28 protein-coding genes are annotated in these 26,045 nt (G+C 58.0%); 14 read left to right on the top strand and 14 right to left on the bottom strand.

All coding sequences use genetic code 11. The features are described from left to right. Positions 1-37: 37 nt before the first annotated feature. The 4 genes from AC2FLB_RS02340 to AC2FLB_RS02325 form a co-directional block, all read right to left on the bottom strand. Positions 38-427 (bottom strand): VOC family protein, encoded by a 390-nt coding sequence (locus tag AC2FLB_RS02340; RefSeq protein WP_496691094.1) that lies wholly within the window; start codon positions 425-427, stop codon positions 38-40. 6 nt (positions 428-433) lie between these two features. Further along, a complete protein-coding gene (locus tag AC2FLB_RS02335) occupies positions 434-1,258 on the bottom strand; it encodes an arginyltransferase (RefSeq protein ID WP_496688360.1) in 825 nt (274 codons plus the stop codon). A gap of 75 nt (positions 1,259-1,333) precedes the next feature. Next, on the bottom strand, positions 1,334-1,765 hold the full coding sequence (locus tag AC2FLB_RS02330) for an RDD family protein (protein WP_142635100.1): 432 nt from the start codon (positions 1,763-1,765) through the stop codon (positions 1,334-1,336). Between the two features lie 63 nt (positions 1,766-1,828). Beyond that, the gene (locus AC2FLB_RS02325; RefSeq protein WP_142633305.1) at positions 1,829-2,251 is read right to left on the bottom strand and encodes a DUF2852 domain-containing protein; all 423 of its coding nucleotides are present in this window, start codon (positions 2,249-2,251) and stop codon (positions 1,829-1,831) included. A gap of 282 nt (positions 2,252-2,533) precedes the next feature. Here AC2FLB_RS02325 and AC2FLB_RS02320 point away from each other — a divergent pair, with 282 nt between their 5' ends. From AC2FLB_RS02320 to AC2FLB_RS02305, 4 genes are read left to right on the top strand one after another with little or no spacing between them, the layout of a single operon-like run. Then, the gene (locus AC2FLB_RS02320; protein ID WP_496701248.1) at positions 2,534-5,323 is read left to right on the top strand and encodes a [protein-PII] uridylyltransferase family protein; all 2,790 of its coding nucleotides are present in this window, start codon (positions 2,534-2,536) and stop codon (positions 5,321-5,323) included. Further along, positions 5,310-5,582, top strand: coding sequence for a hypothetical protein (locus AC2FLB_RS02315; protein ID WP_271947514.1), 273 nt, complete (start codon positions 5,310-5,312; stop codon positions 5,580-5,582). Before AC2FLB_RS02320 ends, AC2FLB_RS02315 begins: the two co-directional genes overlap by 14 nt. A gap of 38 nt (positions 5,583-5,620) precedes the next feature. Further along, on the top strand, positions 5,621-6,823 hold the full coding sequence (locus tag AC2FLB_RS02310; RefSeq protein WP_496695742.1) for an RSP_2647 family RNA methyltransferase: 1,203 nt from the start codon (positions 5,621-5,623) through the stop codon (positions 6,821-6,823). Beyond that, positions 6,820-7,362 carry an RSP_2648 family PIN domain-containing protein gene (locus AC2FLB_RS02305; protein WP_496695740.1) on the top strand — a complete coding sequence of 181 codons (543 nt, stop codon included), beginning with the start codon at positions 6,820-6,822 and terminating at the stop codon, positions 7,360-7,362. Before AC2FLB_RS02310 ends, AC2FLB_RS02305 begins: the two co-directional genes overlap by 4 nt. 71 nt (positions 7,363-7,433) lie before the next feature. Here the strand turns inward: AC2FLB_RS02305 and AC2FLB_RS02300 are convergent, their stop codons facing one another. Continuing rightward, positions 7,434-8,120, bottom strand: coding sequence for a M48 family metallopeptidase (locus AC2FLB_RS02300; protein ID WP_142633315.1), 687 nt, complete (start codon positions 8,118-8,120; stop codon positions 7,434-7,436). A 171-nt stretch (positions 8,121-8,291) separates the two neighbouring features. Between AC2FLB_RS02300 and AC2FLB_RS02295 the strand changes: the two genes are divergently transcribed. Then, entirely contained in the window at positions 8,292-9,776 is a 1,485-nt protein-coding gene (locus AC2FLB_RS02295) for an inorganic phosphate transporter (RefSeq protein ID WP_496691098.1), read from the top strand. 36 nt (positions 9,777-9,812) lie between these two features. Here AC2FLB_RS02295 and AC2FLB_RS02290 read toward each other — a convergent pair whose 3' ends face one another. The 5 genes from AC2FLB_RS02290 to AC2FLB_RS02270 form a co-directional block, all read right to left on the bottom strand. Beyond that, complete coding sequence (locus AC2FLB_RS02290) at positions 9,813-10,997, bottom strand: vWA domain-containing protein (protein ID WP_281971955.1); 1,185 nt, start codon at positions 10,995-10,997, stop codon at positions 9,813-9,815. A 3-nt stretch (positions 10,998-11,000) separates the two neighbouring features. Then, positions 11,001-11,171 carry a hypothetical protein gene (locus AC2FLB_RS02285; protein WP_185956603.1) on the bottom strand — a complete coding sequence of 57 codons (171 nt, stop codon included), beginning with the start codon at positions 11,169-11,171 and terminating at the stop codon, positions 11,001-11,003. Between the two features lie 16 nt (positions 11,172-11,187). Continuing rightward, positions 11,188-12,540 (bottom strand): DUF2927 domain-containing protein, encoded by a 1,353-nt coding sequence (locus AC2FLB_RS02280; RefSeq protein ID WP_496708543.1) that lies wholly within the window; start codon positions 12,538-12,540, stop codon positions 11,188-11,190. Continuing rightward, positions 12,537-12,986, bottom strand: a complete 450-nt coding sequence (locus tag AC2FLB_RS02275; protein WP_496708542.1) for a GNAT family N-acetyltransferase — start codon at positions 12,984-12,986, stop codon at positions 12,537-12,539. The genes AC2FLB_RS02280 and AC2FLB_RS02275 overlap by 4 nt, the downstream gene beginning before the upstream one ends. 115 nt (positions 12,987-13,101) lie before the next feature. Continuing rightward, on the bottom strand, positions 13,102-13,947 hold the full coding sequence (locus AC2FLB_RS02270; protein WP_142633324.1) for an AAA family ATPase: 846 nt from the start codon (positions 13,945-13,947) through the stop codon (positions 13,102-13,104). Positions 13,948-14,320: 373 nt separating this feature from the next. Between AC2FLB_RS02270 and dksA the strand changes: the two genes are divergently transcribed. Both dksA and AC2FLB_RS02260 read left to right on the top strand, forming a co-directional pair. Beyond that, positions 14,321-14,743 (top strand): RNA polymerase-binding protein DksA, encoded by a 423-nt coding sequence (dksA, locus tag AC2FLB_RS02265; RefSeq protein ID WP_142633326.1) that lies wholly within the window; start codon positions 14,321-14,323, stop codon positions 14,741-14,743. Positions 14,744-14,813: 70 nt separating this feature from the next. Next, on the top strand, positions 14,814-15,965 hold the full coding sequence (locus tag AC2FLB_RS02260) for an FAD-dependent monooxygenase (protein WP_496708541.1): 1,152 nt from the start codon (positions 14,814-14,816) through the stop codon (positions 15,963-15,965). 4 nt (positions 15,966-15,969) lie between these two features. Here the strand turns inward: AC2FLB_RS02260 and xth are convergent, their stop codons facing one another. Together xth and AC2FLB_RS02250 are read right to left on the bottom strand one after the other, a co-directional pair. Further along, positions 15,970-16,749 (bottom strand): exodeoxyribonuclease III, encoded by a 780-nt coding sequence (gene xth / locus AC2FLB_RS02255; RefSeq protein WP_496691102.1) that lies wholly within the window; start codon positions 16,747-16,749, stop codon positions 15,970-15,972. 309 nt (positions 16,750-17,058) lie between these two features. After that, the gene (locus AC2FLB_RS02250) at positions 17,059-17,382 is read right to left on the bottom strand and encodes a HesB/IscA family protein (RefSeq protein WP_496691103.1); all 324 of its coding nucleotides are present in this window, start codon (positions 17,380-17,382) and stop codon (positions 17,059-17,061) included. A 75-nt stretch (positions 17,383-17,457) separates the two neighbouring features. On the opposite strand from AC2FLB_RS02250, the gene AC2FLB_RS02245 reads away from it, so the two are divergent. Further along, positions 17,458-18,630, top strand: coding sequence for a deoxyguanosinetriphosphate triphosphohydrolase (locus tag AC2FLB_RS02245; protein WP_496708540.1), 1,173 nt, complete (start codon positions 17,458-17,460; stop codon positions 18,628-18,630). On the opposite strand, the gene AC2FLB_RS02240 is transcribed toward AC2FLB_RS02245, so the two are convergent. Further along, complete coding sequence (locus tag AC2FLB_RS02240) at positions 18,612-19,163, bottom strand: putative pterin-binding protein (RefSeq protein ID WP_496700501.1); 552 nt, start codon at positions 19,161-19,163, stop codon at positions 18,612-18,614. The two genes, AC2FLB_RS02245 and AC2FLB_RS02240, sit on opposite strands and share 19 nt — an antisense overlap. Before the next feature lie 131 nt (positions 19,164-19,294). On the opposite strand from AC2FLB_RS02240, the gene argS reads away from it, so the two are divergent. The 6 genes from argS to AC2FLB_RS02210 all read left to right on the top strand — a co-directional run bounded on the left by argS (position 19,295) and on the right by AC2FLB_RS02210 (position 24,927). Next, entirely contained in the window at positions 19,295-21,040 is a 1,746-nt protein-coding gene (argS, locus tag AC2FLB_RS02235; RefSeq protein WP_496700500.1) for an arginine--tRNA ligase, read from the top strand. 87 nt (positions 21,041-21,127) lie between these two features. After that, entirely contained in the window at positions 21,128-22,192 is a 1,065-nt protein-coding gene (locus AC2FLB_RS02230) for an SPOR domain-containing protein (protein WP_496691107.1), read from the top strand. Continuing rightward, entirely contained in the window at positions 22,189-23,196 is a 1,008-nt protein-coding gene (gene nagZ / locus AC2FLB_RS02225; RefSeq protein WP_496701228.1) for a beta-N-acetylhexosaminidase, read from the top strand. The genes AC2FLB_RS02230 and nagZ overlap by 4 nt, the downstream gene beginning before the upstream one ends. Next, complete coding sequence (locus AC2FLB_RS02220) at positions 23,186-23,980, top strand: segregation and condensation protein A (RefSeq protein ID WP_142633343.1); 795 nt, start codon at positions 23,186-23,188, stop codon at positions 23,978-23,980. Before nagZ ends, AC2FLB_RS02220 begins: the two co-directional genes overlap by 11 nt. Further along, positions 23,973-24,620, top strand: coding sequence for an SMC-Scp complex subunit ScpB (gene scpB, locus AC2FLB_RS02215; protein ID WP_281971962.1), 648 nt, complete (start codon positions 23,973-23,975; stop codon positions 24,618-24,620). Before AC2FLB_RS02220 ends, scpB begins: the two co-directional genes overlap by 8 nt. Positions 24,621-24,684: 64 nt before the next feature. Beyond that, positions 24,685-24,927, top strand: a complete 243-nt coding sequence (locus tag AC2FLB_RS02210; protein ID WP_281971963.1) for a hypothetical protein — start codon at positions 24,685-24,687, stop codon at positions 24,925-24,927. Here the strand turns inward: AC2FLB_RS02210 and AC2FLB_RS02205 are convergent, their stop codons facing one another. After that, positions 24,928-26,007 (bottom strand): 2'-deoxycytidine 5'-triphosphate deaminase, encoded by a 1,080-nt coding sequence (locus tag AC2FLB_RS02205; RefSeq protein WP_281971964.1) that lies wholly within the window; start codon positions 26,005-26,007, stop codon positions 24,928-24,930. Positions 26,008-26,045 lie beyond the last annotated feature (38 nt).

Raw genomic sequence — 26,045 nt, 5'->3', positions numbered from 1 at the left:
CAGCCCCGAGGTATTTTGGGCCAGATGAAGATGAGGATCAGGTGAATTGGATCAGATCCCAGCGGTTGCCGAATGGGTCCTGCCAGACCGCTACGGTCCCATAAGGTTCATGGCGCGGGGATTCTTCGAAATGGACGCCTTTGGCCAGCATGGCCTTGTGGTCGCGGTCGAAATTGTCGGTTTCCAGAAAGAAGCCGACCCGGCCACCTGTCTGGTTGCCGATTGCGGTTCTCTGATCTGCATCGGCGGCCCTGGCGAGAAGAAGTGAGCCCCCGGTGGATCCGGGTGGGCTTACGCGGACCCATCTTTTTCCAGCGCCCAAGTCGATGTCCTGCGTCAGGGAAAAGCTGAGTGTATGCGTGAAAAAGGCGATGGCATCATCGTAATCCGGCACGACAAGCGTAACGGCGTGGAGGCTTTGTTGCATCAGGTTTCAGCCTTTGGTCGGGTGACGATCAGGCAATTGGATGCTAGCAACCTGTTCGGCGATGGGGGCTGTGGACAGCGGGTGGTGGCCGTCATGTGCAATGTCATAGGGATCCTTGACCCGTTTCCATTCGCCCTGACTGTACACTTCCAGCCCTGCAAAGCGGGATTTGTATCCCATTTTCGGGCTGCCAGGCACCCAGTAGCCAAGATAAATATAGGGCAGACCCGCCTCGCGTGCGATGTCGATGTGATCTAAAATCATGTACGTGCCCAGTGAATTCTGAGGCTGTTCCGGGCTATAGAATGAATAGACCATGCTCAGCCCGTCATCCAAGACATCGGTCAAACTGACAGCGATCAGATTGCCGGATTCCGGGTCTGAATATTCGACCACTCGGCTGCGTATGGGGGTCTCTTCGATCATGGCTGCAAATTCGAAGACGTCCATATCCGCCATGCCGCCATCCGCATGTCGGGTGTCAAGATAGGTGCGGAACAGGTCATACTGTTCGTCGGTAGCCCATGGGGAATTCGCCCGGCGTCGCAGATATGAGTTCCGCCTGACCGCGCGTTTCTGGCTTTTGCTGGGTTGAAAGGCCGAAACGTCGATCCGCGCGGACAAACACGCGGCGCAATCGGTGCAGGAAGGGCGGTATAGGACGTTTTGAGACCGTCGAAACCCTTGCTGGGAAAGGGAGTCATTCAGTTGATTCGCGCCTTCGCCTTGCAGGGCTGTGAACAGCTTACGCTCCATCTTGCCCTCAAGATAAGGGCAAGGCTGAGGGGCCGTAACGTAGAATTGCGGCGCGATTGGCAGCGTGTGTCGCATGAATGTCCTATGTTTCCTGAAACGGGATGATAACAACCGTTCCCGGAGCCGCCAAGTGATTCACGCGACAGTCTTTTAAGCGCGACGGTTAATCATAACCGTGCCTAGAAGAGTGTCAGTCAGGCCCTGGCCGCGCGCGCCGGTCAGCATCATGATGACTGAAATGATTTGCAGCACCGGAAATGCCATGCTGACAAAATAACCGGCTGTGTGTGCGACCGCTTTACCTGTGTCCATTCGTTCACCAAAAGCGTCGCGTAGTTCGACCCCCATGAAACGCATACCCAGAGTGGCCGAGCCGTTGGCGATTGTGACGACGCGATAGACAAAACTGACCACCGCATAAATCAGGGCGAGTATCAGTACGCCGAGCCCGAGGGTCAGGACGATGGCGACGGTACAAAGCAGCGAAATAAAGGCGATATCGAACAGCCAGGCCAGGAACCGTTTGGTCGTGACGGACTGGTAAAACTCGGGCTGCCGGTTCGGGTCTGGCAAAGAGTGCATACGGGTCATTCCGGTAGATGTTTCAAATACCCTGTCCCGATTGTCGGAACAGGGCAAGGTCGATCAGGCGTTATCGCCGGTTTCATCGCTTTCGCGGTTCTCGCGGACGCGTTCATCCATGAACTGGTCGAATTCGGCCTTGTCTTTCGCTTCGCGCAGGCGATGCAGGAACGCTTCGAATTCCTGTTGCTCACGCTCCAGCCGAGCCAGAGTGTCGGACTTGTAGGCGTCGAATGCGCTGTTGCCCGAGGGTTTCATTGCGCTCATGTGGCTGTGCCAGGATTTGCGACGGCTGCAGGATTTGTTGAACATACGTTTGCTCCAGATCATGTAGGCCAGAAGGGCCAGGCCGACGGGCCAGAAAAAGATAAAGCCAAGGACCATGGCTGCGATCCAGGCCCCTTTGCCTTTATCGTCAAGCCAGGCTTCTGCGCGGCTGAGCCATCCCGGGTTTTCAGGGACGGCGTGTTCGGTCAATGCGGTCATTGGTGCTCTCCGGGTTAGATGTAAATTGTTTTCACATTGAATAGATGGGGGCACCAAACCCAGTTACAAGAGGTCAATGTGAAAATGATTTACATTTCTGAATTTCGGATGGTTGACCTGACATCTGAACAAGCGCAATTTCAGTCTAACGCAGCACGGTTTCTTTAAAACATTGGCTGGGTTGTCTGCTGCGGCGCTGTTTTGAGTTAAGCGCCAAATTGTTGCAATGTCGGGTTAGAAATTTGGCCACAGAAATACTAAAACCACGTCATCGGAGATGAAATGACAGGACTTCTTGCCGTCAACCGTGTACCGCGCGCCTTTGATCCTTCACTTGGTTCCGAAGCGCGCGAAGCAGTGGGTGGCATTACACCTGAGCAGGGGGAACTGATCGCGGGGGCTGCGGGCTCCAGCCCCTATCTCAAAGGCCTGATTGATCTGGAAGCCGACTGGCTACCGCAAGCTTTGGCGCAACCGGACGCGATGCTTGCATCCATTATGGAAACAGCAAGGACCTTGCCTGCGGATCAACTCAGGCCGGGGCTGAGGCAGGCCAAGAGGCGTTTGGCGCTGTTGACCGCCCTGGCGGATCTGGCAGGGGCGTGGCCGTTGGAAAAAGTTACAGGGGCACTAACCGATTTCGGGGCCATGGTAGCGGATGTTGCCGCCAAGGCCGAGATTGCAACCTTGATCCGGCGAGGTAAATTGCCTGGGATGACCGAAGATGATGTCGCCTCTGCCGCGGGGATGATCATATTGGCCATGGGCAAGATGGGTGCGCATGAGTTGAACTACAGCTCTGATATCGACCTGATCGTTTTGTTTGACGAAACGCGCTATGATCCGGACGATTTCTATGAAGCGCGGCAAGGGATGGTCCGGGCGACACGGAATTTCTGCGCCACACTCAGTGACAAGACAGCGGATGGATATGTATTTCGCACGGATCTAAGGCTGCGGCCTGACCCTGCGGTGACGCCAGTTTGTCTGGCTGCGGAAGCTGCCGAACGGTACTATGAAAGTCTGGGCCGCACTTGGGAGCGCGCCGCATATATCAAAGCGCGTCCCTGCGCTGGCGATATCGCTGCGGGGCAGCGTTTCCTGGATACGCTCCGCCCCTTCATCTGGCGAAGGCATCTGGACTTCGCGGCTATTCAGGATGCCCATGACATGCGCTTGCGTATCCGCGAAAACAAAGGGACAGGCGGTGCGCTGACCATTCCGGGTCATGATATGAAACTAGGGCAAGGCGGGATACGCGAGATTGAATTCTTCACTCAGACCCGACAGTTGATTGCCGGAGGTCGCGATACGGACCTGCGCGTGCGTGGCACTGTACCGGGTTTGGCGGCTTTGGCCGGCAAAGGGTGGGTGCCCGAGGACGTGGCTGAAAAGCTTACCGATCACTACCGCGCGCATCGCGAAGTCGAACACCGCATTCAGATGATCCATGATGCGCAGACCCATAAGATTCCGCAATCCTCGGACGGGATTGAGCGGATTGCATGCCTGATGGGGATTGATAGCGCCGATCTGACTGCGGATCTGAAACGGCGACTGACCGAGGTTCATGAGTTGACCGAAGGTTTTTTCGCCCCCGGCCCGACAGCCCGTGCACCTTTGCCAGAAGTTGAATTTGACGAAAGCATATTGGCGCGCTGGACGACCTACCCATCACTGCGTTCTCAGCGCGGGGCGCGGATTTTCGAACGGCTGAAACCAGAGCTGCTGACGCGTCTTGCCAAAACCGCCCAACCGGATGAGGCGCTGCTGGCACTGGACGGGTTCCTTCGCGGGTTGCCTGCGGGCGTGCAGCTGTTTTCTCTGTTCGAGGCCAACCCGCAGCTTATCGACCTGCTTGTCGATATAGTAGGCACGTCGCATGCATTGGCCGCGCATTTGTCGCACAACGCCTCGGTCTTTGATGCGGTGATTGGCGGCAGCTTCTTTGACGACTGGCCGGGCCGGACGGTGCTGCAGGGCGAATTGGAGCGAGAACTCTCGCAGGAGCAGGACTACGAAAGCCAGCTTGATCTGGCGCGGCGCTGGTGCAAGGAATGGCATTTTCGTATTGGGGTACACCATCTGCGCGGGTTGATCGAAGGCGTGCAGGCGGGGCAGCAATATGCCGAACTTGCAAGCGCGGTGATCGCTGCGATCCTGCCATGTGTTGTGGACCAGTTCACCAGCAAACACGGGCCCGCACCTGGTCGCGGTGCCGCTGTGCTGGGCATGGGATCCCTGGGGGCAGGGCGGATCAACTCGCAATCTGACCTGGATATGATCGTGATCTACGACCCGCTGGATCAGGACATGTCCGAGGGCCCACGGCCTCTTGCCACGCGGACCTACTATGCCCGGTTCACGCAGGCACTGATCACGGCGCTGTCGGCCCCGATGTCGCAGGGGCGACTTTATGAGGTCGACATGCGGCTGCGCCCCTCGGGCAATCAGGGGCCGGTGGCGACCAGTTGGGCCAGCTTCACGAACTATCAGCAGAATGAGGCCTGGGTGTGGGAACACCTTGCCCTGACACGCGCAAACCCCGTCGCCGGTGAGCCCTCACTGGCCGACGATATCGAGAGCTTTCGAACAGAGCTTGTTTCGCGCTCCCGCGATCAGGCGCAGGTTTTGCGCGAAGTTGCCGAAATGCGCGCGCGTCTGGCAGCCGCGAAAACCCCCGCCGGTATTTGGGATGCCAAGAATGGGGCCGGGCGCATGATGGACATAGAGCTGATGGCCGAAACAGGCGCTTTACTGTCCGGTGTTGCAAAGCGCGATGTACATGCCGGGTTGGACGGTGCAGTCGCAGCCGCGCTTTTGGATGTCGCTCAGGCGCAAACGTTGAAGGATTGCTACGATCTATGCTGGTCTGTGCAATGCGCAGCTCGGCTGTTGTCAGGTAAGGTTATCGAGGCCGATAAAATCGGAGAGGGCGGTTCCGCCTTCCTGTGTCGGGCCACCGGGTATGAGCAGGTCGAACAGTTGCAGGCCGCGTTGCAGGAAAGCTACGATATCGCCGCCGAAATTATCGGCCGCGTGATTCAGGAGGATAAAGATGCCGCGCAATGACGATCCGAACGATCACAAAGGCCTGATCCGCGAGGCCTATCGCATCGATGGCATCACATTGCCCGAATGTCGCAGTATCTTTCTGGACTGGGCGTTAAGCCTTCCGGAGGGGCGTGATCAGAGGCAAGCCCTGTCTGACCTGCACGCCATCTATGCCAAAGATGAGGTCGATCACCCAATGACACAGGTGCTGACCGAAGGGTTGCAATCTGCTCAGGCGCCGAAACGGCGCGGTGGTTGGCGGTCTCGCAACCGCTAGGGCTTTCCCCTCAGCGCGTTCGCGACTATGAGGTCGCCATGACCCAAACTGCAGTCCGTCCCCGTATCCGCCTGAAACCCAAAGCCAATGCGCGCGGCCTGCGCCATGGCTTCCCGTGGGTCTATGCCAATGACATTGTCACCGACCGTCGCACGCGCAAAATCCCTGCTGGCGCGCTGGCCGTGCTCGAGGATGAAAATCGCGCGCCGATCGCGTTGGTGGCGGTCAATCCTGAATCGAAAATCATGTGCCGTGTGCTGGACCGCGATCCTGACGCCGAGCTGACGGCTGATTGGTTCGAAACCCGTCTGCGCCGCGCGCTTGATATGCGCGAACGCCTGTTTGACTCGCCCTTTTACCGCCTGATCCATGCCGAGGCGGATGGCTTTCCGGGTGTCATCATCGACCGGTTCGGTGAGGCCTGTGTGATCCAGCCCAACGCTGCCTGGGCCGAGGCGCATCTGGATATGTTGACCGACGCGCTGGTCGCTGTGACCGGCGTGACGACCGTGCTGAAAAACGCCTCGGGCCGGACACGCGGTCTGGAAGGGTTGGATGATGTCAACCTGACCTTGCGCGGCACTGTCCCGGATGCGCCTTTGCCCGTGTTGATGAACGGTGCAACCTATATGGCGGATTTGGCGGGCGGTCAGAAAACCGGCCTGTTCTATGACCAACGCCCCAATCACGCCTTTGCTGCGCAGCTGGTTCAACCCAAGGCACAGGTACTGGATGTCTTCAGCCATGTCGGAGGGTTCGGGTTGGCGATGCTGGCGGGTGGCGCCGGACAGGCGCTGTCGGTCGATGGGTCGGCCGCGGCATTGGAGTTGGCCGCAAAAGGGGCCGAGGCTTCTGGCTTTGCCGATCAATTCGACACGCGCCAAGGCGATGCCTTTGATGTGTTGGCTCAGTTGAACGACGAAGGCGCTAAATTTGACGTCGTTATCTGTGATCCTCCCGCCTTTGCTCCATCAAGGCAGGCGCTGGATGCAGGGCTGCGGGCCTATGAACGCATTGCGCGATTGGCCGCTACACTGGTCAAGCCGGGCGGATATCTGGGCTTATGCTCTTGCTCGCACGCTGCTGATCTGGGCCGCTTCCGCGACGCCTCATCCCGTGGCATCGGGCGCGCCGGGCGCTCAGCCCAACTGATCCATACGGGCTTTGCCGGGCCCGATCACCCGCAACTGCCGCAGCTGGCTGAAAGCGGTTACCTCAAGGCCGTGTTCTACCGGTTATGAAGGCTGTACTCGATACCTGCGTCATCTACCCCACGGTGATGCGAGAGATGCTGTTGGGCACCGCCCGGCTGGGCCATTTCACCCCTATATGGTCGGCGCGCATCCTCGAAGAATGGGCCCGCGCCGCACGCAAGCTGGGCCCCGAAGGCGAGGCACAGGCCCGTGCCGAGATTGCCCTGACGCAGGTCAAATGGCCCAAGGCAGAACGCCCAGCCAATGACGGTCTGCAGGCTCGACTCTGGCTGCCGGACGCCGCTGATATCCACGTTTTGGCCACTGCAGTAGCCGCGTCAGCGGATACCATCGTCACGGTCAACGCCAAGGATTTCCCCAGAAATATTCTTGCAGAAGAAGGGCTTGAGCGGCGTGACCCTGACAGTCTGCTGTATGGTTTCTGGTATAACGACCCGCAAGGGCTGGACCAGCTTGCACAGCAGGTACTGGCCGAAGCAAACCGCCTGTCAGGCGATACATGGACTTTGCGTGGATTGATGAAAAAAGCCCGCCTGCCGCGTCTGGGTAAAGCGCTCGCCAGCTAAGTGGGATCCCTGCTTCATCTGGCTAAAATTACCTCGGAGAGCGCGAGAGGCTGGCCTCTCGCCGCCGAGCCTCAGCCACGCGCCCAACGCTGCTCAAGCACTTCCAGCGCCGCAATCCGCTCATCCGTTTTGGGATGGCTCATCAACCAGGCGGGTACAACGCCCGCGCGTTGCTGCGTCAAATCCTCAAGTTTGTGAAACAGAGACTTTTGCGGGCCGATGCCGATTCCGGCTTTGGTTAGCAGGGCGGCGGCATATTCATCTGCTTCATATTCATCCCCACGTGACAGGCGCGACGCCAAAAGCGCAGTCAGCGCGTTTGCAATCATCGCACCGATGAATGGGATGAACCGGCTCAGAAGCAGCATCAAGGCTGTCCGCAACGCATTCTGTCCAGAAAAATCAATCATCCGTCGCCGTGCATGACCCAAGGCCACATGCCCCAGTTCATGTGCGATGACGCTCGCCATCTCTTCGGCGGAAACCTCGCCATTGAGGAACTTGCGATAAAACCCGCGTGTGATGAATATTCGTCCATCCGGCGCCGCAAGCCCGTTCACCGGGTCGATCTCATATATATAGACCGGAACCCTCTCGATCCCCAGCGCCGCCGCCAGCCGGTCAGTCATACGCTTGAGGGCGGGATCGGCCAGTTCGGTCGATTTCAGGTCAAGCTCGCGATGGGTGCGCCAGACCGAGATCCGGTACATCACCACGGCATACAGAACCGCCAGAAGAATCGGAGTAATTCGGAGCATGGTTCTGATATGGGGATAAGCAGACACAAGGGCAAGGCATCAGCGTTTCCGTGGGCCTGAAAGGTCTCCAAGCTGCCATGACGCAGTGGAAACTGGGTTCATTAGGATTCTAACTGTTGAAAAACGCCGCCTGCCGCCTTATCCGCACGGGAACTCGTCGGAGAACACACAATGTCCAACAATGACCACGAAGCCCGTCACCTGGAAACGCTTGACCGCGACCTTAGACGCTTTTCTCGGCTAGAAGTGGCAACCTCCCAAGTGGGTCGCCCATTTGTCGGGTCTGGCATCGCGCTTTCTTTTATCGTTGTCGCAGGTCTTGTGGCAGCCTTCCTGTTCGGACAAGGCAACAACACGCTGATCGTAGTGCTTGCGGCAATGTTTGGGGCTTATATGGCGCTGAATATCGGGGCCAATGATGTTGCCAACAATATGGGACCGGCGGTCGGGGCCAATGCGCTGACCATGGGAGGCGCCATCGCGATTGCTGCCATATTCGAAAGTGCCGGCGCGCTGATCGCTGGAGGCGACGTTGTTTCCACGATCGCGAAGGGCATTATCGCTCCTGAAAGCATGGGAACGCAGACTGTATTCATCTGGGCAATGATGGCGGCTTTGTTGTCTTCGGCGCTTTGGGTCAACCTGGCGACCTGGGTCGGAGCGCCTGTGTCCACGACCCACTCGGTTGTCGGAGGCGTCATGGGGGCGGGGATCGCCGCAGCCGGTTTTGGCGCAGTAAGCTGGGGGACGATGAGCAAGATCGCGGCCAGCTGGGTTATCTCGCCGATGCTTGGCGGTCTGGTCGCCGCAGGATTTCTCTGGTTCATCAAGTCGCGGATTATCTATCAGGACGACAAGATCGCCGCGGCCCGGAAATGGGTGCCGATGCTGGTTGGTATCATGGCAGCGGCTTTTGCCAGCTATCTGGCGCTGAAGGGGCTCAAGAAGATCGTCAAGATCGACCTCGGCACGGCTTTGTTGATCGGAGCCGCCTGTGGTGGGCTGGTCTGGGCCGTGATGATTCCGGTTATTCGGCGTCAATCCGAAGGTCTGGAGAACCGCAATAAATCCCTCAAAGTATTGTTCGGCATCCCTCTGATCGTATCCGCCGCATTGCTGAGCTTTGCACATGGGGCCAATGATGTGGCCAATGCCGTTGGGCCTTTGGCAGCCATCGTGCAAGCCTCTGCCTCGGGTGATTTCACCCAGGCGATTAGTATTCCCTATTGGGTCATGATCATCGGCGCCTTTGGCATTTCGTTTGGCCTGTTCCTGTTTGGGCCAAAACTGATCCGAATGGTTGGCAGCCAAATAACCAAACTTAACCCGATGCGTGCCTATTGCGTTGCGCTGTCCGCAGCCATCACCGTTATCGTGGCCAGTTGGCTGGGTCTTCCCGTAAGCTCGACCCATATTGCAGTGGGTGCCGTCTTTGGTGTCGGCTTCTTCCGTGAATGGGATGCTGAAAGACGGCTGCGTAAAGCCCGCATTACAGTGCCTGAGCGGACGGTTCTGGCACCGGAAGAACGCCGCCGGCGCAAGCTGGTGCGCCGCTCGCACTTTATGACGATCATAGCAGCCTGGATTATTACCGTGCCCGCGGCGGCTGTGTTGTCGGGTGTTCTGTTTCTGGGCATTCAGGCCATCGCCGGGTAATCCCGGCCTTGGCAGAACCTGATCCGCGGGCTGGCGTTATCGCGTCAGCTCGCGCATTCCTTTTTCCAGCCCGGCCAGAGTCATCGGCACCATCCGATCCTGAAAAATCTCGCGGATCATTCCGATTGAGTGGGTATATTCCCAATACTTCTCAGGCACTGGGTTAATCCACAGGTTCGATGCCCATTGGTCGCGTGCCCGCTGCAGCCAGATCTGGCCAGCCTCCTGGTTCCAATGTTCATTGGCACCGCCGGGATAGGCGACCTCATAAGGGCTCATCGAGGCGTCACCGACGAAGATGCATTTGTAATCGGGACCATAGGTGCGCAACACCTCATGGGTCGGCGTCTGCTGGTCCCAGCGGCGGATGTTGTCACGCCAGACACCTTCGTACAGGCAGTTGTGGAAGTAGTAGTATTCCAGATGCTTGAATTCGGTTCTTGCGGCCGAGAACAGCTCTTCCACCACTTTGATATGTGGGTCCATTGAGCCTCCGACGTCCAGAAACAACAGAACCTTGACGGCATTGTGCCGTTCGGGCCGGGTTTTGACGTCTAGATATCCATGCTCGGCTGTTGCGCGGATGGTGCCGTCCAGATCAAGCTCTTCCGCCGCACCCTCGCGGGCCCAGCGGCGCAGGCGTTTCAGCGCGACCTTGATGTTGCGCGTGCCCAGTTCGACCGTGTCGTCGAGGTTCTTGAACTCACGTTTGTCCCAGACCTTGACCGCGCGCTGATGGCGGCTTTCCTTCTGACCGATCCGCACGCCTTCGGGATTGTACCCATAGGCCCCGAAGGGCGACGTTCCAGCCGTACCGATCCACTTGTTGCCACCTTGATGGCGGCCTTGTTGATCTTTGAGCCGCTCTTTCAGCGTCTCCATCAGCTTGTCGAACCCGCCAAGGGCCTCGATCTCGGCTTTTTCCTCTTCGCTGAGGTGCTTTTCCGCCATCTTCGCCAGCCATTCGGCAGGGATGTCGACGGCTTCGAGGACCTGTTCGAACCCGATCTGTTCCAGCCCTTCAAAGCTGGCGGCAAAAGCGCGGTCGAACTTGTCGATATTGCGTTCGTCCTTCACCATCGACACGCGGGCGAGGTAATAAAACGCCTCGACATCATAGGTTGCCAGCCCCTTTTTCATACCCTCCAGAAAGGTCAGATATTCCCGCAGGGATACGGGGATACCGGCTTTGCGAAGGTTTTCGAAAAAGGGAACAAACATGGGCTACACCACAAAGCGAACCAGAACCAAGGACAGGATAAGCCCGACCAGCGCAAAGGCGATTCCATATCCGGCTGCATATTGCGCGATATCAGCGCCGCTGCCGTTGCGTTTGCGCGCGGTCAGCGCCCCAAGGAGCGCACCCAGCACCGCCAGTCCCAGAACCACTATCATGCGTTAATCGCCCCCGTTAATTGACTGGTCCTTCTGCGACGTCCTGCATAAGCGACCGGGCCACTACATCCGAGCCAAAGCCGTATCGTGCCCATCTCAGACTGTCCAGTCTGATGGAACGTGCCTCTGTGGAACGGCCGACTTCATTCAGGACCTCGGCTTTCAGCAACAACAACGTTGCAAGCTGCGAGGCGTTCTCGGCCCGTGTCATCACGTTGATAGCATCGTCGATTTCGGGCAGGAACTCTGGCCCATTGCCCTGCGAAAGCGCAAAGGCGCCCAGTTGGGTCGTGATGTAGGATTGATGCAATTCCGTGCCCGGTGTAGCGCGCAGAAACTGCAGGGCAATATCATATTGGCGCAACGCCTCTTGCGGATCATCGAACTGTTCCATGCGGCCCATCAGGTAATGAGGGTAAGCGCGCCGGTGATCGGTCCAACCTTGTTCCTTGCCAATTCGGGCTGCCTTGCGGGCCTGTCTCATGCGCGATTGCTGGCTGCGATTGGATTGCAAGGATTTCTGAATTGCTGAAATCCAGGCTCGTGGAGTTTCCGACATGGGCTGTACCGGCACCGCATCACCGCGCGGATTCAGACGCGAGAGAATTTCGGGTATGGCCGTTTCGACCTGTTCACGTGTCATACCGCTGTGCAGTTGGGATGAATATGCGGCCTTCAGGATCAACATGTCGAACCCGGTCAGGACCGTGTGGATATTGTCATCGTTGAATACCGAGTCAGGAAGGCGATACAGGTCATTCAGCGGGCCAAGCGCCTGTGCGATCTCTTCGTGCAGGCAGTCACGTTTTTCCTGCGGACTTGCATCGGCGGGAATGAAGATGCCCAGTCGCTGACGGCTGCTCAGTTTGGTCCAGCTGCTTTTCTGTTTGAACCGATCCCGGCGGTACTCCGCAAGGCTTGAGGCATTGGGTACCACGAAACATGCAGCCTGAGGCAGGATGGCCTGAATCTCTTTTTGACTGACCGCCGCGATCGTGATGTTGGCCTGACCGTCCTTGATCTGTTTGATGTCTATCCCGGCCTCGGTGCGCAGACGGGTCAGCAGGCGGCCCAGATCCTTTTGAAGCGAGGGCGTCGCAGCCCCGGTCAACCGCACCGTGATCGGGGTTTCGAACCGCGTAAAAACAGGCAGTTCCGTACCCCCTTCCAGTGCGAAATGCAGAGAGATGAAATCCGCTGCCATGTTTTCATTCGACCGCGCCGGAGGCGAGGGATATGCACGCGTAAAGGACTTGGCAGGGGGCAGGGGTGGTTCGATGTCCACAATCTCGGGTGGGCTTTCGGCAGGCTCAATCGTGGCACATGCGGTCAGGACAAAGCTGATCAAGATTGCGACCCATCGCGTCATGGGCGCTGATACTTGATGAAAGGTGTCTGTTTGCCAATCCTGTCATAGAGCTTTCGCGCGGTATGGTTGAAATCCTGCGTCAGCCAATAGACAGACGGTGCACCTTGCCGGTCCGCTTCTTCGTAAACGGCCTGAATCAAAGCGCGACCGACCCCCATGCCGCGCGCCTCGGGGCGGGCGAAAAGGTCCTGCAAGTAGCACACACTTTCTTCCTTCCAGGCATGGCGGTGGAACAGAAAGTGGGTCAAACCCACAAGCCCCCCGTCGGCCTGCGCGACGAAACAAGAAAAATCGTTCGGATCATCCCCCAGCAGTCGCGAGAATGTGCTGTCATAGACGGAATCCGGAACCGTCGTTTCATAATACGCCAGATAATCCCGCCACATATCCGCCCAGTCCTCGCGATCAGTCGGATGCAAGGCTCGAATTGTTACTGTTTCTGGCATTGCTGAGTCCCGTTGGGTCTGATGGTAAATTGCCCGGACAAGCCGGGCAACCTGAGACCAATGCTTGCATCCGAGACTTGCTAAGGCAAGCGGCGATCACCGAGGGTTTACCGGCTCAGCGTTTGTTGCGGGCCATGAATGCCAGGCGTTCGAACAGGTGCACGTCTTGTTCATTCTTAAGCAGCGCACCGTGCAGTTTGGGCAGGGCATTGGCGCCATCGCGCTTGAGGTCTTCGGCGGTCAGGTCCTCGGCCAGCAGCAGCTTGAGCCAGTCCAGCACCTCTGAGGTTGATGGCTTTTTCTTCAGGCCCTGAGTTTCGCGAATCTCATAGAACTGGGTCAGAGCCGTTGTCAAAAGTGCATCTTTGATGCCCGGATGATGGACCTCGACGATGCGGCGCATCGTGGCCTCATCAGGGAACCTGATATAGTGAAAGAAACACCGGCGCAGGAAGGCGTCGGGCAGTTCCTTTTCATTGTTCGATGTGATGATGACGATCGGACGGTTCTTGGCGCGGATCGTTTCGCTGGTCTCGTAGACGTGGAACTCCATCTTATCGAGCTCTTGCAGCAGATCGTTCGGAAACTCGATATCGGCCTTGTCGATCTCGTCGATCAACAACACAACCTTTTCATTGGTTTCAAAGGCCTGCCACAATTTACCCTTGCGGATATAGTTCGACACGTCGTGCACGCGCTCTTCACCCAACTGGCTGTCGCGCAGACGACTGACGGCATCGTATTCATACAGTCCCTGCTGCGCGCGGGTGGTGGATTTCACGTTCCACTCTATCATCCGCAGCCCCAACGCTCCGGCCACCTGCTTGGCCAACTCGGTCTTGCCAGTTCCCGGCTCACCTTTGACCAGCAAGGGACGTTCCAGCGTCACCGCGGCATTTACCGCAATGGTCAGATCGTCTGTGGCGACGTATTCGGCTGTTCCTTGGAAACGTGCGGTCATTGGCCCCTCATCAAGTGTCGCGCGAAATGCGCCCTTGGGGTTACCGCGCAGCAGAAATTTTGACAAGCCAGGTCGCTGCGTCGCATGAAGGGAAATTGCCGAGTAACTACAATGCTTTTGGTTGATTCGTGCGCTAACATCCGGTGCCGTCTTTTTGGCGTTGCCCTGAAATGGCCAGTTAATTTTCACAGAAAAACAAGGTTTTGTTGTTTGGTTGGACGTATTTAGATCACGCGCAATGGCGCGGCGCCGGGGCGACGTTTGCATAGTGACAATTACTGCGCTGTCAGATAAACGCTCCGCAGAAGGGGATTGCCGCATGTCAGGTAATGAGAGAGTGACCGGCGTTGCAGGCCACACCGAGGGAGCAAAAATGAAGCAGGAAGTTTTTCTGCCTGAAGATTACCGTCCAGCTGAAGACGAACCATTTATGAATGACAGGCAGCTAGAGTATTTTCGTCGCAAGCTGCTGGATTGGAAAAACGAACTAATGGCTGGCAGCCGCGATACGATCGAAGGGCTGCAGGACAATACCCGTAACATTCCGGATGTCGCTGACCGCGCAAGCGAAGAAACCGATCGCGCGCTGGAACTGCGCACCCGCGATCGTCAGCGCAAGCTGGTTGCCAAGATCGATTCTGCCATGCGCCGGATTGATGAAGGCGAGTACGGCTATTGCGAGATGACCGGTGATCCGATTTCGCTGAAACGTTTGGATGCGCGCCCAATCGCGACCATGACGCTTGAGGCGCAGGAACGGCATGAGCGTCGCGAAAAGGTCCACCGCGACGATTGATCGCTGGGAAAATCTGATAACATAGACGCCGGGGCCTTTTGCTCCGGCGTTTTTGCGTTAAGCCGGTGACATGAACATCAGCGGATCGAAATTCGGCATAGTCGGAGGTGGCATTGGCGGCCTCGCGGCTGCTTTGACCCTGCGACAGCGCGGCGCCGTGGTGACCGTGTTTGAGCAGGCACCAGAATTGACCGAGGTTGGCGCGGGCCTTCAGATCAGCGCCAACGGGATGGCTGTGCTGCGTGCGCTGAAGGTTGTTGCGGACACGCCCGAGGCTGGGCTTTTGTCCCATGGAACGGTCCTTCGTGATTACCGGGCAGGGCGGCTGGTCTGCAAAATCGTGCCACCCTCTGCCGGGCCTACCTATTATTACCATCGCGCTGACCTGCTTGATCTTCTCTACAAAGCGGCGGTTCAAAAAGGGGTAGAGTTTCACCTTGGTGCGCGTGTGGAACGGGTGCGAAAGCACCCGTCCGAGGCCGAAATTATCCTCGATACGGGGGCGAGATTTCGGGTTGATTGTGCAGTCGCCGCGGACGGCGGCCAAAGTGCAATTCGTGCTGACCTGACTAGCAGGGAAACACCGAAATTCACACATCAGGTTGCCTGGCGCGCGACGATTCCATGGGACCGACGCAACAAGAACCCTTGCGCTGTGCTAACCATGGGGCCGGGACGGCATGTAGTGACGTATCCTTTGCGCGATCAGACCCTGATGAACATCGTGGCAATCGAAGAGAGGTCTGACTGGCAGGAAGAAGGCTGGCGTCTGCGCGGTGACCCCGAAGAGCTGAAGGCGCGATTTGCAGGTTTTGGCGGCTTGGTCAAAGAGATTTTGCAAGAGGTTCAGGACCCGAATATCTGGGCATTGTTCCTGCGCCCTGTTGCTGAATGCTGGCAGAATGGGCGTGTGGCGCTTTTGGGCGACGCAGCTCATCCGACGCTGCCTTTCATGGCCCAAGGTGCTTGCCTTGCACTAGAAGATGCCTGGGCTCTGGGGCGGTCTTTCGAAGAACAATCCGGCGTTTCGCAAGCACTGGCCTCCTATGAAGCGACCCGTCGCCAGCGGGCAACTCGGGTGGTCGCTGCCGCTGGAGCCAACGCGCGCAACTTCCATCTACGTGGCCCTATGCGTGTCGGGGCGCAACTGGCGTTGATGGCAGTTGGATCGCGGTTGGGCCGAAAATATGATTGGATCTATGAGTTCGATGCCACGGCTTAGCCGATTACAGATCTAGATCTATCCAAACCGGAACATGATCTGACGGTTTTTCGTGCCCCCGAATTTCGGAATCGATTTTGCAATCGCGCAACAGGTCAGCGGCCTGAGGGGTCAGAAGGAAATGATCAATACGAATCCCGTCATTTCGGTTCCACGCACCCGCTTGATAATCCCAGAATGAATAATGTTCCGGACCTTGCGTGCCAGCGCGAAAGGCCTCGGTGAAGCCGAGATTCAAAATTTTCCGAAATGCGGCCCGGCTTTCAGGGCGAAACAATGCATCCTCGCGCCAGGCATCGGGACGCGCTGCGTCTTCGGCCTGGGGAATGATGTTGTAATCACCTGCCATCAGCGCGGGCTCTTCACCGTTCATCAGATCGCGGGCGCGATGATAGAGCCGTTCCATCCAGGCGAGTTTATACTCATATTTCGGCCCTGGGGCGGGGTTGCCGTTCGGCAGATAAAGCCCGCAGATACGCAGCGCCTGTTTGCCGACGACCGTGGCCTCGATCCAGCGGGCCTGTTCATCCTCATCATCACCGGGCAAACCCCGCGAGACGTCCTCGAGCGGTAGCTTCGACAGAATGGCAACGCCGTTAAAGCTTTTCTGACCGTGCGTTTCCACGTTGTACCCGCGCGCCTCAAAGATCTCTCTGGGGAAGTTATCGTCGACAGACTTGATCTCTTGCAGCAGCACAACATCGGGCTGGGCATCATCCAGCCAACGCGGCAATGCTTCGGCCCGCGCCTTGATTCCGTTGATGTTGAATGTGGCGATTTTCATGCGCGACCCTCCGACAGTCCTTGGCAACCTATCGCCCAGAACGGGCCCAACGGCAAGGCGGAGAACAGGTTTGCGAGGCGCTGCCTCGCGCTCCGAGGTATTTTTGGCCAGATGAAGAAACGGACCGTTAACCAGAATCTCCGAAAATCAGCTGGCGGTACAGGCGGAGGCGCCGATGACCGCGCCAGGTGAAGCTCTCCGGTCTAGAAATCGGAGAGCGGATCCCTGCTTCATCCGGCTAGAAATACCTTGGGGGTGTGGGGGTGAAGCCCCCACGGGGGGGTGTGGGGGTGAAGCCCCCACGGGTGATCACATTGAAAACGAAGTGCCGCAGCCGCAGGAGGAGGTGGCGTTTGGGTTTTCGATCACAAAGCGTGCGCCGATCAGTTCTTGCGTGAAATCAATCACCGCATTTTCAAGAAACGGCAGTGAGATTGCGTCGACAATGACCTTCTGCCCCTTACCCTCAAGAACCAAATCGTCCTCTTTGGGTTTGTCCAATGCAATTTCGTACTGAAAGCCCGAACACCCGCCACCTTCGACAGCGACACGCAGGGCTTGACCCTGATCGGCCGCGCCGATCTCGGCAAGGCGGTCAAAGGCGCGTTCTGTAACTATCGGGGGCAGATTCATGCCAAACTCCAAAGGTTTATTTCTTAACCACTCTACCATATAGAAAGCCCAAGGACAGGCGACAAGGACAGGCCGTTGGACAGAGCAGGTTTTGCCTCGAATCCCGACCGCGCAAGAGGGCGGTTGGTGCCAGAGGAAGAAAGCAGTTTCCGGTCATGCTTTCAGCGCGACCGGGACCGGATCATTCATGCCAGCGCCTTTCGGCGGCTCAAGCACAAGACCCAAGTTTTTGTTGAGCACGAAGGGGATAGCTATCGGACCCGGTTGACCCATTCGATTGAGGTCGCGCAGGTGGCGCGGACGATTGCCGGGGCCTTGGGTTTGAATCCAGAACTGACTGAAGCGGTTGCCCTGGCCCATGATCTTGGCCACACGCCGTTCGGACATACTGGCGAGGATGCTTTGCATGAGATCATGCAGCCGTATGGTGGGTTCGATCATAACGCGCAGGCCATTCGGATCGTGACCCGGCTTGAGCGTCATTATGCCGAGTTCGATGGGTGCAACCTTACGTGGGAAACCCTTGAAGGTATTGCGAAACACAACGGCCCGGTGGAAGGGGCACTGCCCTGGGCGTTGGCGGAGTGCAATGCGGCCTTTGATCTGGAGCTGCACACGCACGCAAGCGCTGAGGCGCAGGTGGCGGCATTGTCAGACGACATCGCTTATAACAATCATGACCTGCTGGACGGGCTGAGGGCGGAGTTGTTCAGCGACGAGGACATTCAGCGACTGCCGATCGTGGGCGACTGTTATGCGGAGGTGGATCGCAAGTACCCGGGCCTCGACCCCTATCGCCGTCGGCATGAGGCGTTGCGGCGGGTGTTTGGGGTTATGGTGTCGGACGTGATCGACACGTCTCGGGCTCTGATCGCAGGGTCCGGTGCCCAGAGCGTCGAAGAGATCCGGCATCTTGGCTATCCGGTCATTCAGTTCTCAACAGGCCTTTGGGCGCAACTGAAGGAAATTCGCGCTTTCCTGTTTTCGCGGATGTACAGGGCGCCGTCGGTGATGACGGTGCGCGCCGAGGTCAGCAAAGTGGTCGAGGATTTGTTTCCAATCTACCTTGGCGATCCGAAGCAGATGCCCGCGCGCTGGCACGCGGACATTGAAGAGGCTGTGGATGAGACTGCCTTAGCCCGGATCGTATCGGACTATATCGCCGGGATGACCGACAGGTTTGCGCTACAGGATCATGAAAGATTGACAGGGCGCCCGATATCAGCAGATCATTCGACTCCGATATAGGCCAAGGCCCATACCTGTTGACCTGCCTGATCCTGTGCTGCCTCAGCTTCGTCGGTTGGCGGGAAAACGATCATCGTTGGGCCATATCCTCCGATCCCCATGGGGGCGCCGTCGGCGTGGGTCGCAAGGATGGGCTGATAGGTCGAAATGCTTTGCCAGGGAATTTCTGCCTGGTACCCGTCCATTGCCATTGGTTTGGCCGTTTTACCTTCGGCACCGGCCATGACCATCACATCAGACAGAAGCGGGCCGCTAAAGGTAATGTCGCGTTGGTTGGCCTCTGTGCCGTAGGGAATTGTGATCTCGACCTGATCCAAACTATCCAGCAATGCCGCGTCAAAGCCAGCTGCCCCGTCATGGGTGACCTCCAGATATCCCAGCAAGCCGCCGTCATTCTCGCCGCGCGCGGGCAGGTTGGTTTCCCCAACCGCGCCGCCAAGGGTGACCAGCACATGGCCTTGCGGGGCAGGCATTTCAGCAAAAGCCGGAAGGGCGGTCGACAAAATCAGACCAACGGGCAGGGCAAAACGCATGGGATTCTCCGTTTAGGTGTATCTGACAGACCTTAGCGGGGAGAGGTCTTTATCCAAGCGCAAATTGAATGCCTCCATTGACCTTGCGGTGTTGCGTGGTAAACCGCCGGGCAAGCAAAAGGACATTCGAAATGAACCTGTTTTCCGAGATCCGCAGCCTTGTGCTGGACGCGTTGGCACAGATGCAGTCCGAAGGCGTGCTGCCCGAAGGGTTGAGCTTTGACAACGTGGCGGTCGAGCCTCCACGTGATGCGGCGCATGGCGATATGGCAACGAATGCGGCGATGGTGCTGGCAAAGCCCGCCAAGATGAAGCCGCGCGACATTGCCGATGCGCTGGCTGGAAAGCTGGCAGAGGATGATCGGATCACAAGTGCAGAGGTTGCCGGGCCGGGGTTCTTGAACCTGCGGTTGGCGCCATCAGTCTGGCAGGGTGTTCTGGCTGCGGTGCTGCAACAGGGCACGGATTATGGCCGCTCGACCATGGGGCATGGGCAGAAGGTGAACGTGGAATACGTCTCGGCCAACCCGACCGGCCCCTTGCATGTGGGTCATACGCGGGGCGCGGTGTTTGGCGATGCGCTGGCAAGCTTGCTGGCCTATTCCGGCCATATCGTGACCCGTGAATACTATATCAACGATGGCGGTGCGCAGGTCGATGTGCTGGCGCGCTCGGCCTATGAACGATACCGCGAGGCCAACGGGCTGAGCCCCGAGATTGCCGAGGGCCTGTATCCTGGCGACTATCTGATCCCGATTGGCGAGGCGTTGAAAGAGAAATACGGTGACAGCCTGATCGACAAGCCGGAAAGCGACTGGCTGGAGGATCTGCGCGAGTTTTCGACAGAAGCGATGATGGACCTGATCCGTGCCGACCTGAAGGCGCTGGGCGTTGAGATGGATGTGTTCTTCTCGGAAAAGTCGCTCTATGGCACGGGTCGGATTGAAGCTGCGTTGCAATCCCTGACCGACAAGGGCCTGATCTATGAGGGCGTGCTGGAACCGCCCAAAGGCAAAAAGCCCGAAGATTGGGAACCACGTGAGCAGACCCTGTTCAAATCGACCGAGCATGGCGACGACGTGGATCGCCCGGTCAAGAAATCGGACGGGAGCTGGACCTATTTTGCCCCGGATATCGCCTATCACTATGACAAAGTGACCCGTGGGTTTGACGCGTTGATCGATGTGTTCGGCGCTGACCACGGTGGCTATGTCAAACGGATGAAGGCGGCCGTGTCGGCTCTGTCCGATGGCAAGGTACCGCTGGATATAAAGCTGACCCAGCTGGTGAAACTGTGGAAGAACGGCGAGCCGTTCAAGATGTCCAAGCGGGCAGGGAACTTCGTCACATTGCGTGATGTGGTCGATCAGGTTGGCCCGGATGTGACCCGTTTCGTGATGCTGACCCGCAAGAATGACGCTGCCCTGGATTTTGACTTTGACAAGGTGTTGGAACAAAGCCGCGAGAACCCCGTTTTCTACGTCCAATATGCCCATGCCCGCGTGATGAGTGTTCTGCGCCGTGCAGCTGAGGCCGGGATCGACGCGCAGGACCCAGCGCTTAAAAGCGCCGATCTGGGTAAGATCGACCATGCCTCTGAGCTGACTGTTGCCAAGAAGCTGGCCGAATGGCCGCGTCTGGTTGAGATCGCCGCGCGTACCAATGAACCCCACCGCGTTGCCTTCTATCTGTATGAACTTGCAGGGGATTTCCACGCGCTTTGGAACAAGGGCAACGATGAAACCCAGCTGCGGTTTATTCAGGATGGCGATGTTGCCACAAGCCAGTCAAAAATCGCACTGGCCCGGTCCGTTTCTGTTGTGATTTCAGCAGGCTTGGGTATTCTTGGCGTTACTCCGGCGCAGGAGATGCGGTGAACAACACCGTCCGAACCGCCGGTACGAGGTAGGCAAGAAATGACCCGCGCGCCTTATTTTCGGCGCTAAACGGGCGGTGAGGCGGACATGGCAAGTTACGATTACCCGGGGCAAATGCGCCCCGAGCAGATGCATTATACGAATCAAGCTCATCCTCAGGATGGGTATGACCTCCCTAATGACTTGCACGGATATGACGAAACGCCCCATCCTGCAGGTTTGGGTCGTATTGTTAGTGCTCTGGGTGCCGTTGCATCATTGGCGCTGGTCGCTGGCATCGGTGTTTGGGGTTACAATTTGGTAATGCGCGATGTGAGTGGCGTGCCGGTTGTTCGGGCCTTAGATGGACCAATGCGTATTCAGCCGGATAGCCCGGGTGGCACCCCTGCGGATCATCAGGGTTTGGCTGTGAACACGGTTGCGGCAGTGGGCACAGCAGCGCCGCCTGCTGATCGGCTGATCCTTGCACCGCGCCCGGTTTCCCTGACAGATGAAGATACTCCGGTGGCACCGTTGCAACCGACACCTGCCGTACATGTGGTCGATGAAAACGTCTCTGACCGGACGGCCACACAGATGCGCCAGGGCGCGGTTGATACACTGGTTGCTGAACTGGCGGGAGAGGCGGAAAATTCCGATCAGGTTGGCGAGCAAAGTTTTCAGTTGGCCTCTTTGACCATCCCCGAGGAAGAGCCTGCTATTGATCCGGCTGATCTGGCTGCATCGCAACCGGACCCAGAACTGGCGGCTTTGCCTGGTGTGCGCCGGTCGCTGCGCCCGGTCCTGCGCCCCGCTGGCGGTGTGCGCAGCGCAATTACGTCAAACAGCACTACCGAAGACGCGATCAACGCGGCGGTCAAAGCTGCGGTCGGCTTGGATGTGGATCCTGAAACTCTGACCAAGGGCACCCGTATGGCCCAGCTTGGCGCCTATGAAAATTCGGACGTCGCGCGCTCGGAATGGGATCGCATGAATGGACGATTCGGGGATTATATGATTGGAAAACAGCGTGTTATACAGAAAACCTCAAGCGGTGGGCGAACCTTCTATCGTCTTCGGGTTCTGGGGTTTGACGATCTGAGCGACTCGCGCCAATTCTGTGCCGCTTTGCAGGCCGAAGGCGCTGATTGCATTCCGGTTGCCGCGCGGTGAGTTTCGGCGCAGTCATTACCGACGCTGAAGGTCTGCGCCTGACGTCTGACGAGAAAAAACTGTTCCGAGAGATGAACCCATTCGGGTTCATTCTGTTCGCCCGTAATATCGAGTCTGCGGATCAGGTGCGCGCCCTATGCGACGATTTCCGCGAGGCTGTGGGGCGTAACTGCCCGATCACTGTTGATCAAGAGGGTGGACGTGTGCAACGTCTGCGCACACCGCTGGCACGGGAATGGATGCCGCCGTTGGATCACGTGGCCCAGAGCGGAGAGCAGGCCGAACGTGCTATGTATCTGCGCTATCGCCTGATTGCGAATGAACTGTTCGAGCTTGGGATCGACAGCAACTGCGCCCCCATGGTGGATCTGGCCCGGAACGAGACGCATCCGTTCCTTAAAAACCGCTGCTATGGATCTGATCCCAAAATGGTTTCTCGGATCGGTCGTGCGGCTGCCGAGGGGCATTTGGATGGCGGTGTATTGCCGGTGCTCAAACACATGCCGGGTCATGGTTTGTCCACGCTGGACAGCCATCATGACCTGCCCCATGTCGATCTGACGCAAGAGGAGCTGACCGAAGCAGATTTCGGCCCGTTTCGGGATTTGAACGATCTGCCCATGGGGATGACGGCGCATCTGGTCTATGACCGGATTGACCCTCAACCTGCTACGATTTCTCGGACCATGATCAGCCTGATCCGCAAAACGATCGGGTTTGGCGGGCTGATCATGACGGACGATATCTCGATGAAGGCCCTGAGCGGAAATCCAGAAGAGATTGCCAATCAGGCGCTAACTGCAGGGTGCGATGTGGTTTTGTACTGCAATGGCTCTTTTGATGCCCGTGCTAAGGTGCTGAGCACCGCCGGAAAGATGTCCGAACAGGCACAGAAACGCGCTGAACGGGCGTTGGCGATGCGCAAAGCCCCGCAGGAACTTGACATCCAAGCCGCCGAAGCCGAACTTTCTCGCCTAATGGGCGGGCAGGTGTATGTCGGATAATCTTTTTAGCGAAGACCCCGTCTCGGTCGCGGATCGCCTTGCGGCAGAGGCATTGATCGTAGACGTCGACGGGTTCGAAGGCCCGCTCGATGTGCTGCTGATGCTGTCCCGCACACAAAAGGTTGATCTGCGCAAAATATCGGTTCTGGCGCTGGCGCAGCAATACTTGTCCTTTGTTGAAAAGGCACGGGCGCTGCGGATCGAACTGGCCGCCGACTATCTGGTGATGGCGGCATGGCTGGCCTTTCTGAAATCGCGCTTGCTGCTGCCTCCGGATCCGAATGACGAAGGCCCCTCGGGCGAAGAACTGGCTGCGCATCTGGCATTTCAGCTCGAGCGGCTTCAGGCCATGCGCGATGCTGCCGCCCGATTGATGGGGCGCGATCAGCTGGGGCGCGATTTCTTCAAACGCGGGCAGGGCGAGGATGTCACGCGCATCCGCACCGTGACCTATTCCGCCACGCTGCTGGACCTGATGCAGGGCTATGCCCGCATTCGCACCCGTGATGAATTCCGCCCCTTTGTCATGGACCGTGACGCCGTATTCACGATGGAACAGGCGCTGGAACGTATGCGCCCGCTGATCGGCTTTGCCGGGGCCTGGACGGATATGGAGACCTATCTACCCGAGGGCTGGGATGCCGACCCGGTGCGCAGGCGGTCCGCGACGGCGGCTACTTTTGCGGCCTCACTTGAGTTGGTGAAAGAAGGACATATGGAAATACAGCAGAGCGAAACTTTTGCTCCAATACAACTACGCAAGAGGACCCAATCCCGTGACTGACGCGCCTCAGGAAGAAGGTACCGGCACCCTGTTCGAAGCTCCGCCTATGGCCGAGCAAGAACGCATGGTCGAGGCCGTGTTATTCGCCAGCGCCGAGCCGGTGACGATCGCCGATCTTGAAGTGCGGATGCCCCATGGCAGCGACGCGTCACAGGCGGTGGAAATGCTTAAGAAACGTTATGAAGGGCGTGGTGTTCGTGTGGTTCAGCTTGGTGAATCCTGGGCCATTCGCACTGCCCCAGACTTAGGTTTTCTGATGCAAAAAGAAACGGTTGAAACCCGCAAGCTCAGCCGGGCCGCGATCGAAACGCTGGCGATCGTGGCATATCACCAACCCTGTACACGTGCCGAGATCGAAGAAATTCGCGGCGTATCGGTCTCGCGCGGGACCATCGACCAACTGTTGGAGATGGAGTGGATCAGACTGGGTCGTCGTCGCATGACGCCGGGCCGTCCGGTGACTTTCGTGGTGACTCCGCAGTTTCTGGATCACTTTGGGCTGGAGAACGCCCGGGATTTGCCGGGGTTGAAAGAATTGCGCGCTGCCGGTTTGCTGGAGAACAGACCGCCTCCGGGAACGATCCCACTGGGAGAGGGGCAGGAAGACGAAGATCAAACCGAACTGTTCGAGGAAGAGTGATCACGTGGCCCTTTTGTTGCCGCACAAATCGACTATTTAGAAGCCTGGAAATCGGAGTTGAGCAATGAATGCCAATCGGATCATTGACATGATTGTGCGACAGGTCATGCGGCGGCTTGTCACCAAAGGGGTGGACAAGGGGTTCGACATGGCCAGCCGCGTGGGCCAGAAGTCGGGGCAAGGGCAGCCGCCGCACGAGAGCTCAGGTGCCTCTGATCAGTTGCAGGCGGACGGAAACCGCCAACGTCAGAACATGCGTCAAGTCCAACGCGTGGCCAATCAGATGCGCCGGTTCATCCGGTTCTGATCAGGTTACAGCCTTGAAATGCTTGGACAGTTTCAGCCCCTGTCCCTGGTAATTCGAGGCGATGCCCGCCCCGTAAAGCTGCGTGGGCATCTCTGACATCCGCTCATACACCAACCGTCCCACGACTTGTCCGTGTTCCAGCACAAATGGGGCCTCGTGACAGCGGACTTCCAACACGCCGCGTGATCCTTCGCCACCTGCGGCCGCATGGCCAAAGCCGGGGTCGAAGAATCCGGCATAATGCACCCGGAATTCCCCGACCATCGCCAGATAGGGGGCCATTTCAGCCGCATACATCGGCGGGATATGCACTGCCTCGCGGCTGACCAGAATGTAGAACGCACCTGGGTCGAGGATGATGCGCCCATCAGTGGTACGCACTTCTTCCCAATATTCTTGCGGGTCGTATTCGCCGATCCGGTCCAGATCAATGACACCGGTATGAGGTTTGGCGCGGTAGCCGACCAAATCAGTGTCGGGCAGCCGCAGGTCCACCGAGAACCCAAGCCCGTCCTGAATGACAGCGGGGCCATCGACCAGCGGGGATTCGGCGTGCAGGGCGCTTAGATCGGTATCGCTCAGCACGGCCTGTCCCTCCCGGAACCTGATCTGGTTCAGCCGCATTCCCGGACGCACCAGAACCGAGAATGAGCGGGGGCAGATCTCGGCATACAAAGGGCCGGTATAGCCTGCAGGCACCCGGTCAAACTCGGTCCCGCCATCGGTGATCGTGCGCGTCAGAAGATCCAGCCGCCCGGTCGAGCTTTTTGCATTGGCGGCCGCGCTCAGCCCCTGGGGCAGGGCCAGCGATTCCATCAACGGCACTAGATAGACACAGCCCTTTTCCAGCACAGCACCTTCAGAGATATCGATGCGGTGCATCTCAAATTCCGACAAACGTTCGGCTACGGTGCGACCTTCGCCTGCCAGAAACGAGGCACGTACCCGGTAAGCAACTGTACCTAAACGCAAATCAAGGCTGGCGGGTTGAATCTGGGCGGGGATGACCTCTGGGCTTGCGGTAATCTCACCGCGAGCGATCATCGCCTCTATCTGCTGGTTCGGGCATACGCCGGTCATTCCGATCCCCCCTGATGCCAGAGCGGGATCTGGCCTGT

The sequence above is a fragment of the Ruegeria sp. CDSA236 genome (assembly GCF_059611285.1).
Note: the sequence above shows the minus strand (reverse complement) of the source record. Positions and strands in the feature narration are given on the sequence as shown.

Excerpts from the sequence above, each read along its gene's own strand:
- AC2FLB_RS02325 (WP_142633305.1), bottom strand. The coding sequence starts at position 2,251 with ATGACCGCATTGACCGAACACGCCGTCCCTGAAAACCCGGGATGGCTC.
- AC2FLB_RS02260 (WP_496708541.1), top strand. The coding sequence starts at position 14,814 with ATGAACATCAGCGGATCGAAATTCGGCATAGTCGGAGGTGGCATTGGC.
- AC2FLB_RS02250 (WP_496691103.1), bottom strand. The coding sequence starts at position 17,382 with ATGAATCTGCCCCCGATAGTTACAGAACGCGCCTTTGACCGCCTTGCC.
- AC2FLB_RS02300 (WP_142633315.1), bottom strand. The coding sequence starts at position 8,120 with ATGCTCCGAATTACTCCGATTCTTCTGGCGGTTCTGTATGCCGTGGTG.
- AC2FLB_RS02240 (WP_496700501.1), bottom strand. The coding sequence starts at position 19,163 with ATGCGTTTTGCCCTGCCCGTTGGTCTGATTTTGTCGACCGCCCTTCCG.
- argS (WP_496700500.1), top strand. The coding sequence starts at position 19,295 with ATGAACCTGTTTTCCGAGATCCGCAGCCTTGTGCTGGACGCGTTGGCA.
- AC2FLB_RS02335 (WP_496688360.1), bottom strand. The coding sequence starts at position 1,258 with ATGCGACACACGCTGCCAATCGCGCCGCAATTCTACGTTACGGCCCCT.
- AC2FLB_RS02220 (WP_142633343.1), top strand. The coding sequence starts at position 23,186 with ATGTCGGATAATCTTTTTAGCGAAGACCCCGTCTCGGTCGCGGATCGC.
- dksA (WP_142633326.1), top strand. The coding sequence starts at position 14,321 with ATGAAGCAGGAAGTTTTTCTGCCTGAAGATTACCGTCCAGCTGAAGAC.
- AC2FLB_RS02305 (WP_496695740.1), top strand. The coding sequence starts at position 6,820 with ATGAAGGCTGTACTCGATACCTGCGTCATCTACCCCACGGTGATGCGA.
- AC2FLB_RS02310 (WP_496695742.1), top strand. The coding sequence starts at position 5,621 with ATGACCCAAACTGCAGTCCGTCCCCGTATCCGCCTGAAACCCAAAGCC.
- AC2FLB_RS02270 (WP_142633324.1), bottom strand. The coding sequence starts at position 13,947 with ATGACCGCACGTTTCCAAGGAACAGCCGAATACGTCGCCACAGACGAT.
- AC2FLB_RS02210 (WP_281971963.1), top strand. The coding sequence starts at position 24,685 with ATGAATGCCAATCGGATCATTGACATGATTGTGCGACAGGTCATGCGG.
- xth (WP_496691102.1), bottom strand. The coding sequence starts at position 16,749 with ATGAAAATCGCCACATTCAACATCAACGGAATCAAGGCGCGGGCCGAA.
- AC2FLB_RS02280 (WP_496708543.1), bottom strand. The coding sequence starts at position 12,540 with ATGACGCGATGGGTCGCAATCTTGATCAGCTTTGTCCTGACCGCATGT.
- AC2FLB_RS02295 (WP_496691098.1), top strand. The coding sequence starts at position 8,292 with ATGTCCAACAATGACCACGAAGCCCGTCACCTGGAAACGCTTGACCGC.
- AC2FLB_RS02285 (WP_185956603.1), bottom strand. The coding sequence starts at position 11,171 with ATGATAGTGGTTCTGGGACTGGCGGTGCTGGGTGCGCTCCTTGGGGCG.
- AC2FLB_RS02315 (WP_271947514.1), top strand. The coding sequence starts at position 5,310 with ATGCCGCGCAATGACGATCCGAACGATCACAAAGGCCTGATCCGCGAG.
- AC2FLB_RS02290 (WP_281971955.1), bottom strand. The coding sequence starts at position 10,997 with ATGTTTGTTCCCTTTTTCGAAAACCTTCGCAAAGCCGGTATCCCCGTA.
- AC2FLB_RS02275 (WP_496708542.1), bottom strand. The coding sequence starts at position 12,986 with ATGCCAGAAACAGTAACAATTCGAGCCTTGCATCCGACTGATCGCGAG.
- AC2FLB_RS02230 (WP_496691107.1), top strand. The coding sequence starts at position 21,128 with ATGGCAAGTTACGATTACCCGGGGCAAATGCGCCCCGAGCAGATGCAT.
- AC2FLB_RS02340 (WP_496691094.1), bottom strand. The coding sequence starts at position 427 with ATGCAACAAAGCCTCCACGCCGTTACGCTTGTCGTGCCGGATTACGAT.
- AC2FLB_RS02330 (WP_142635100.1), bottom strand. The coding sequence starts at position 1,765 with ATGCACTCTTTGCCAGACCCGAACCGGCAGCCCGAGTTTTACCAGTCC.
- AC2FLB_RS02205 (WP_281971964.1), bottom strand. The coding sequence starts at position 26,007 with ATGACCGGCGTATGCCCGAACCAGCAGATAGAGGCGATGATCGCTCGC.
- AC2FLB_RS02320 (WP_496701248.1), top strand. The coding sequence starts at position 2,534 with ATGACAGGACTTCTTGCCGTCAACCGTGTACCGCGCGCCTTTGATCCT.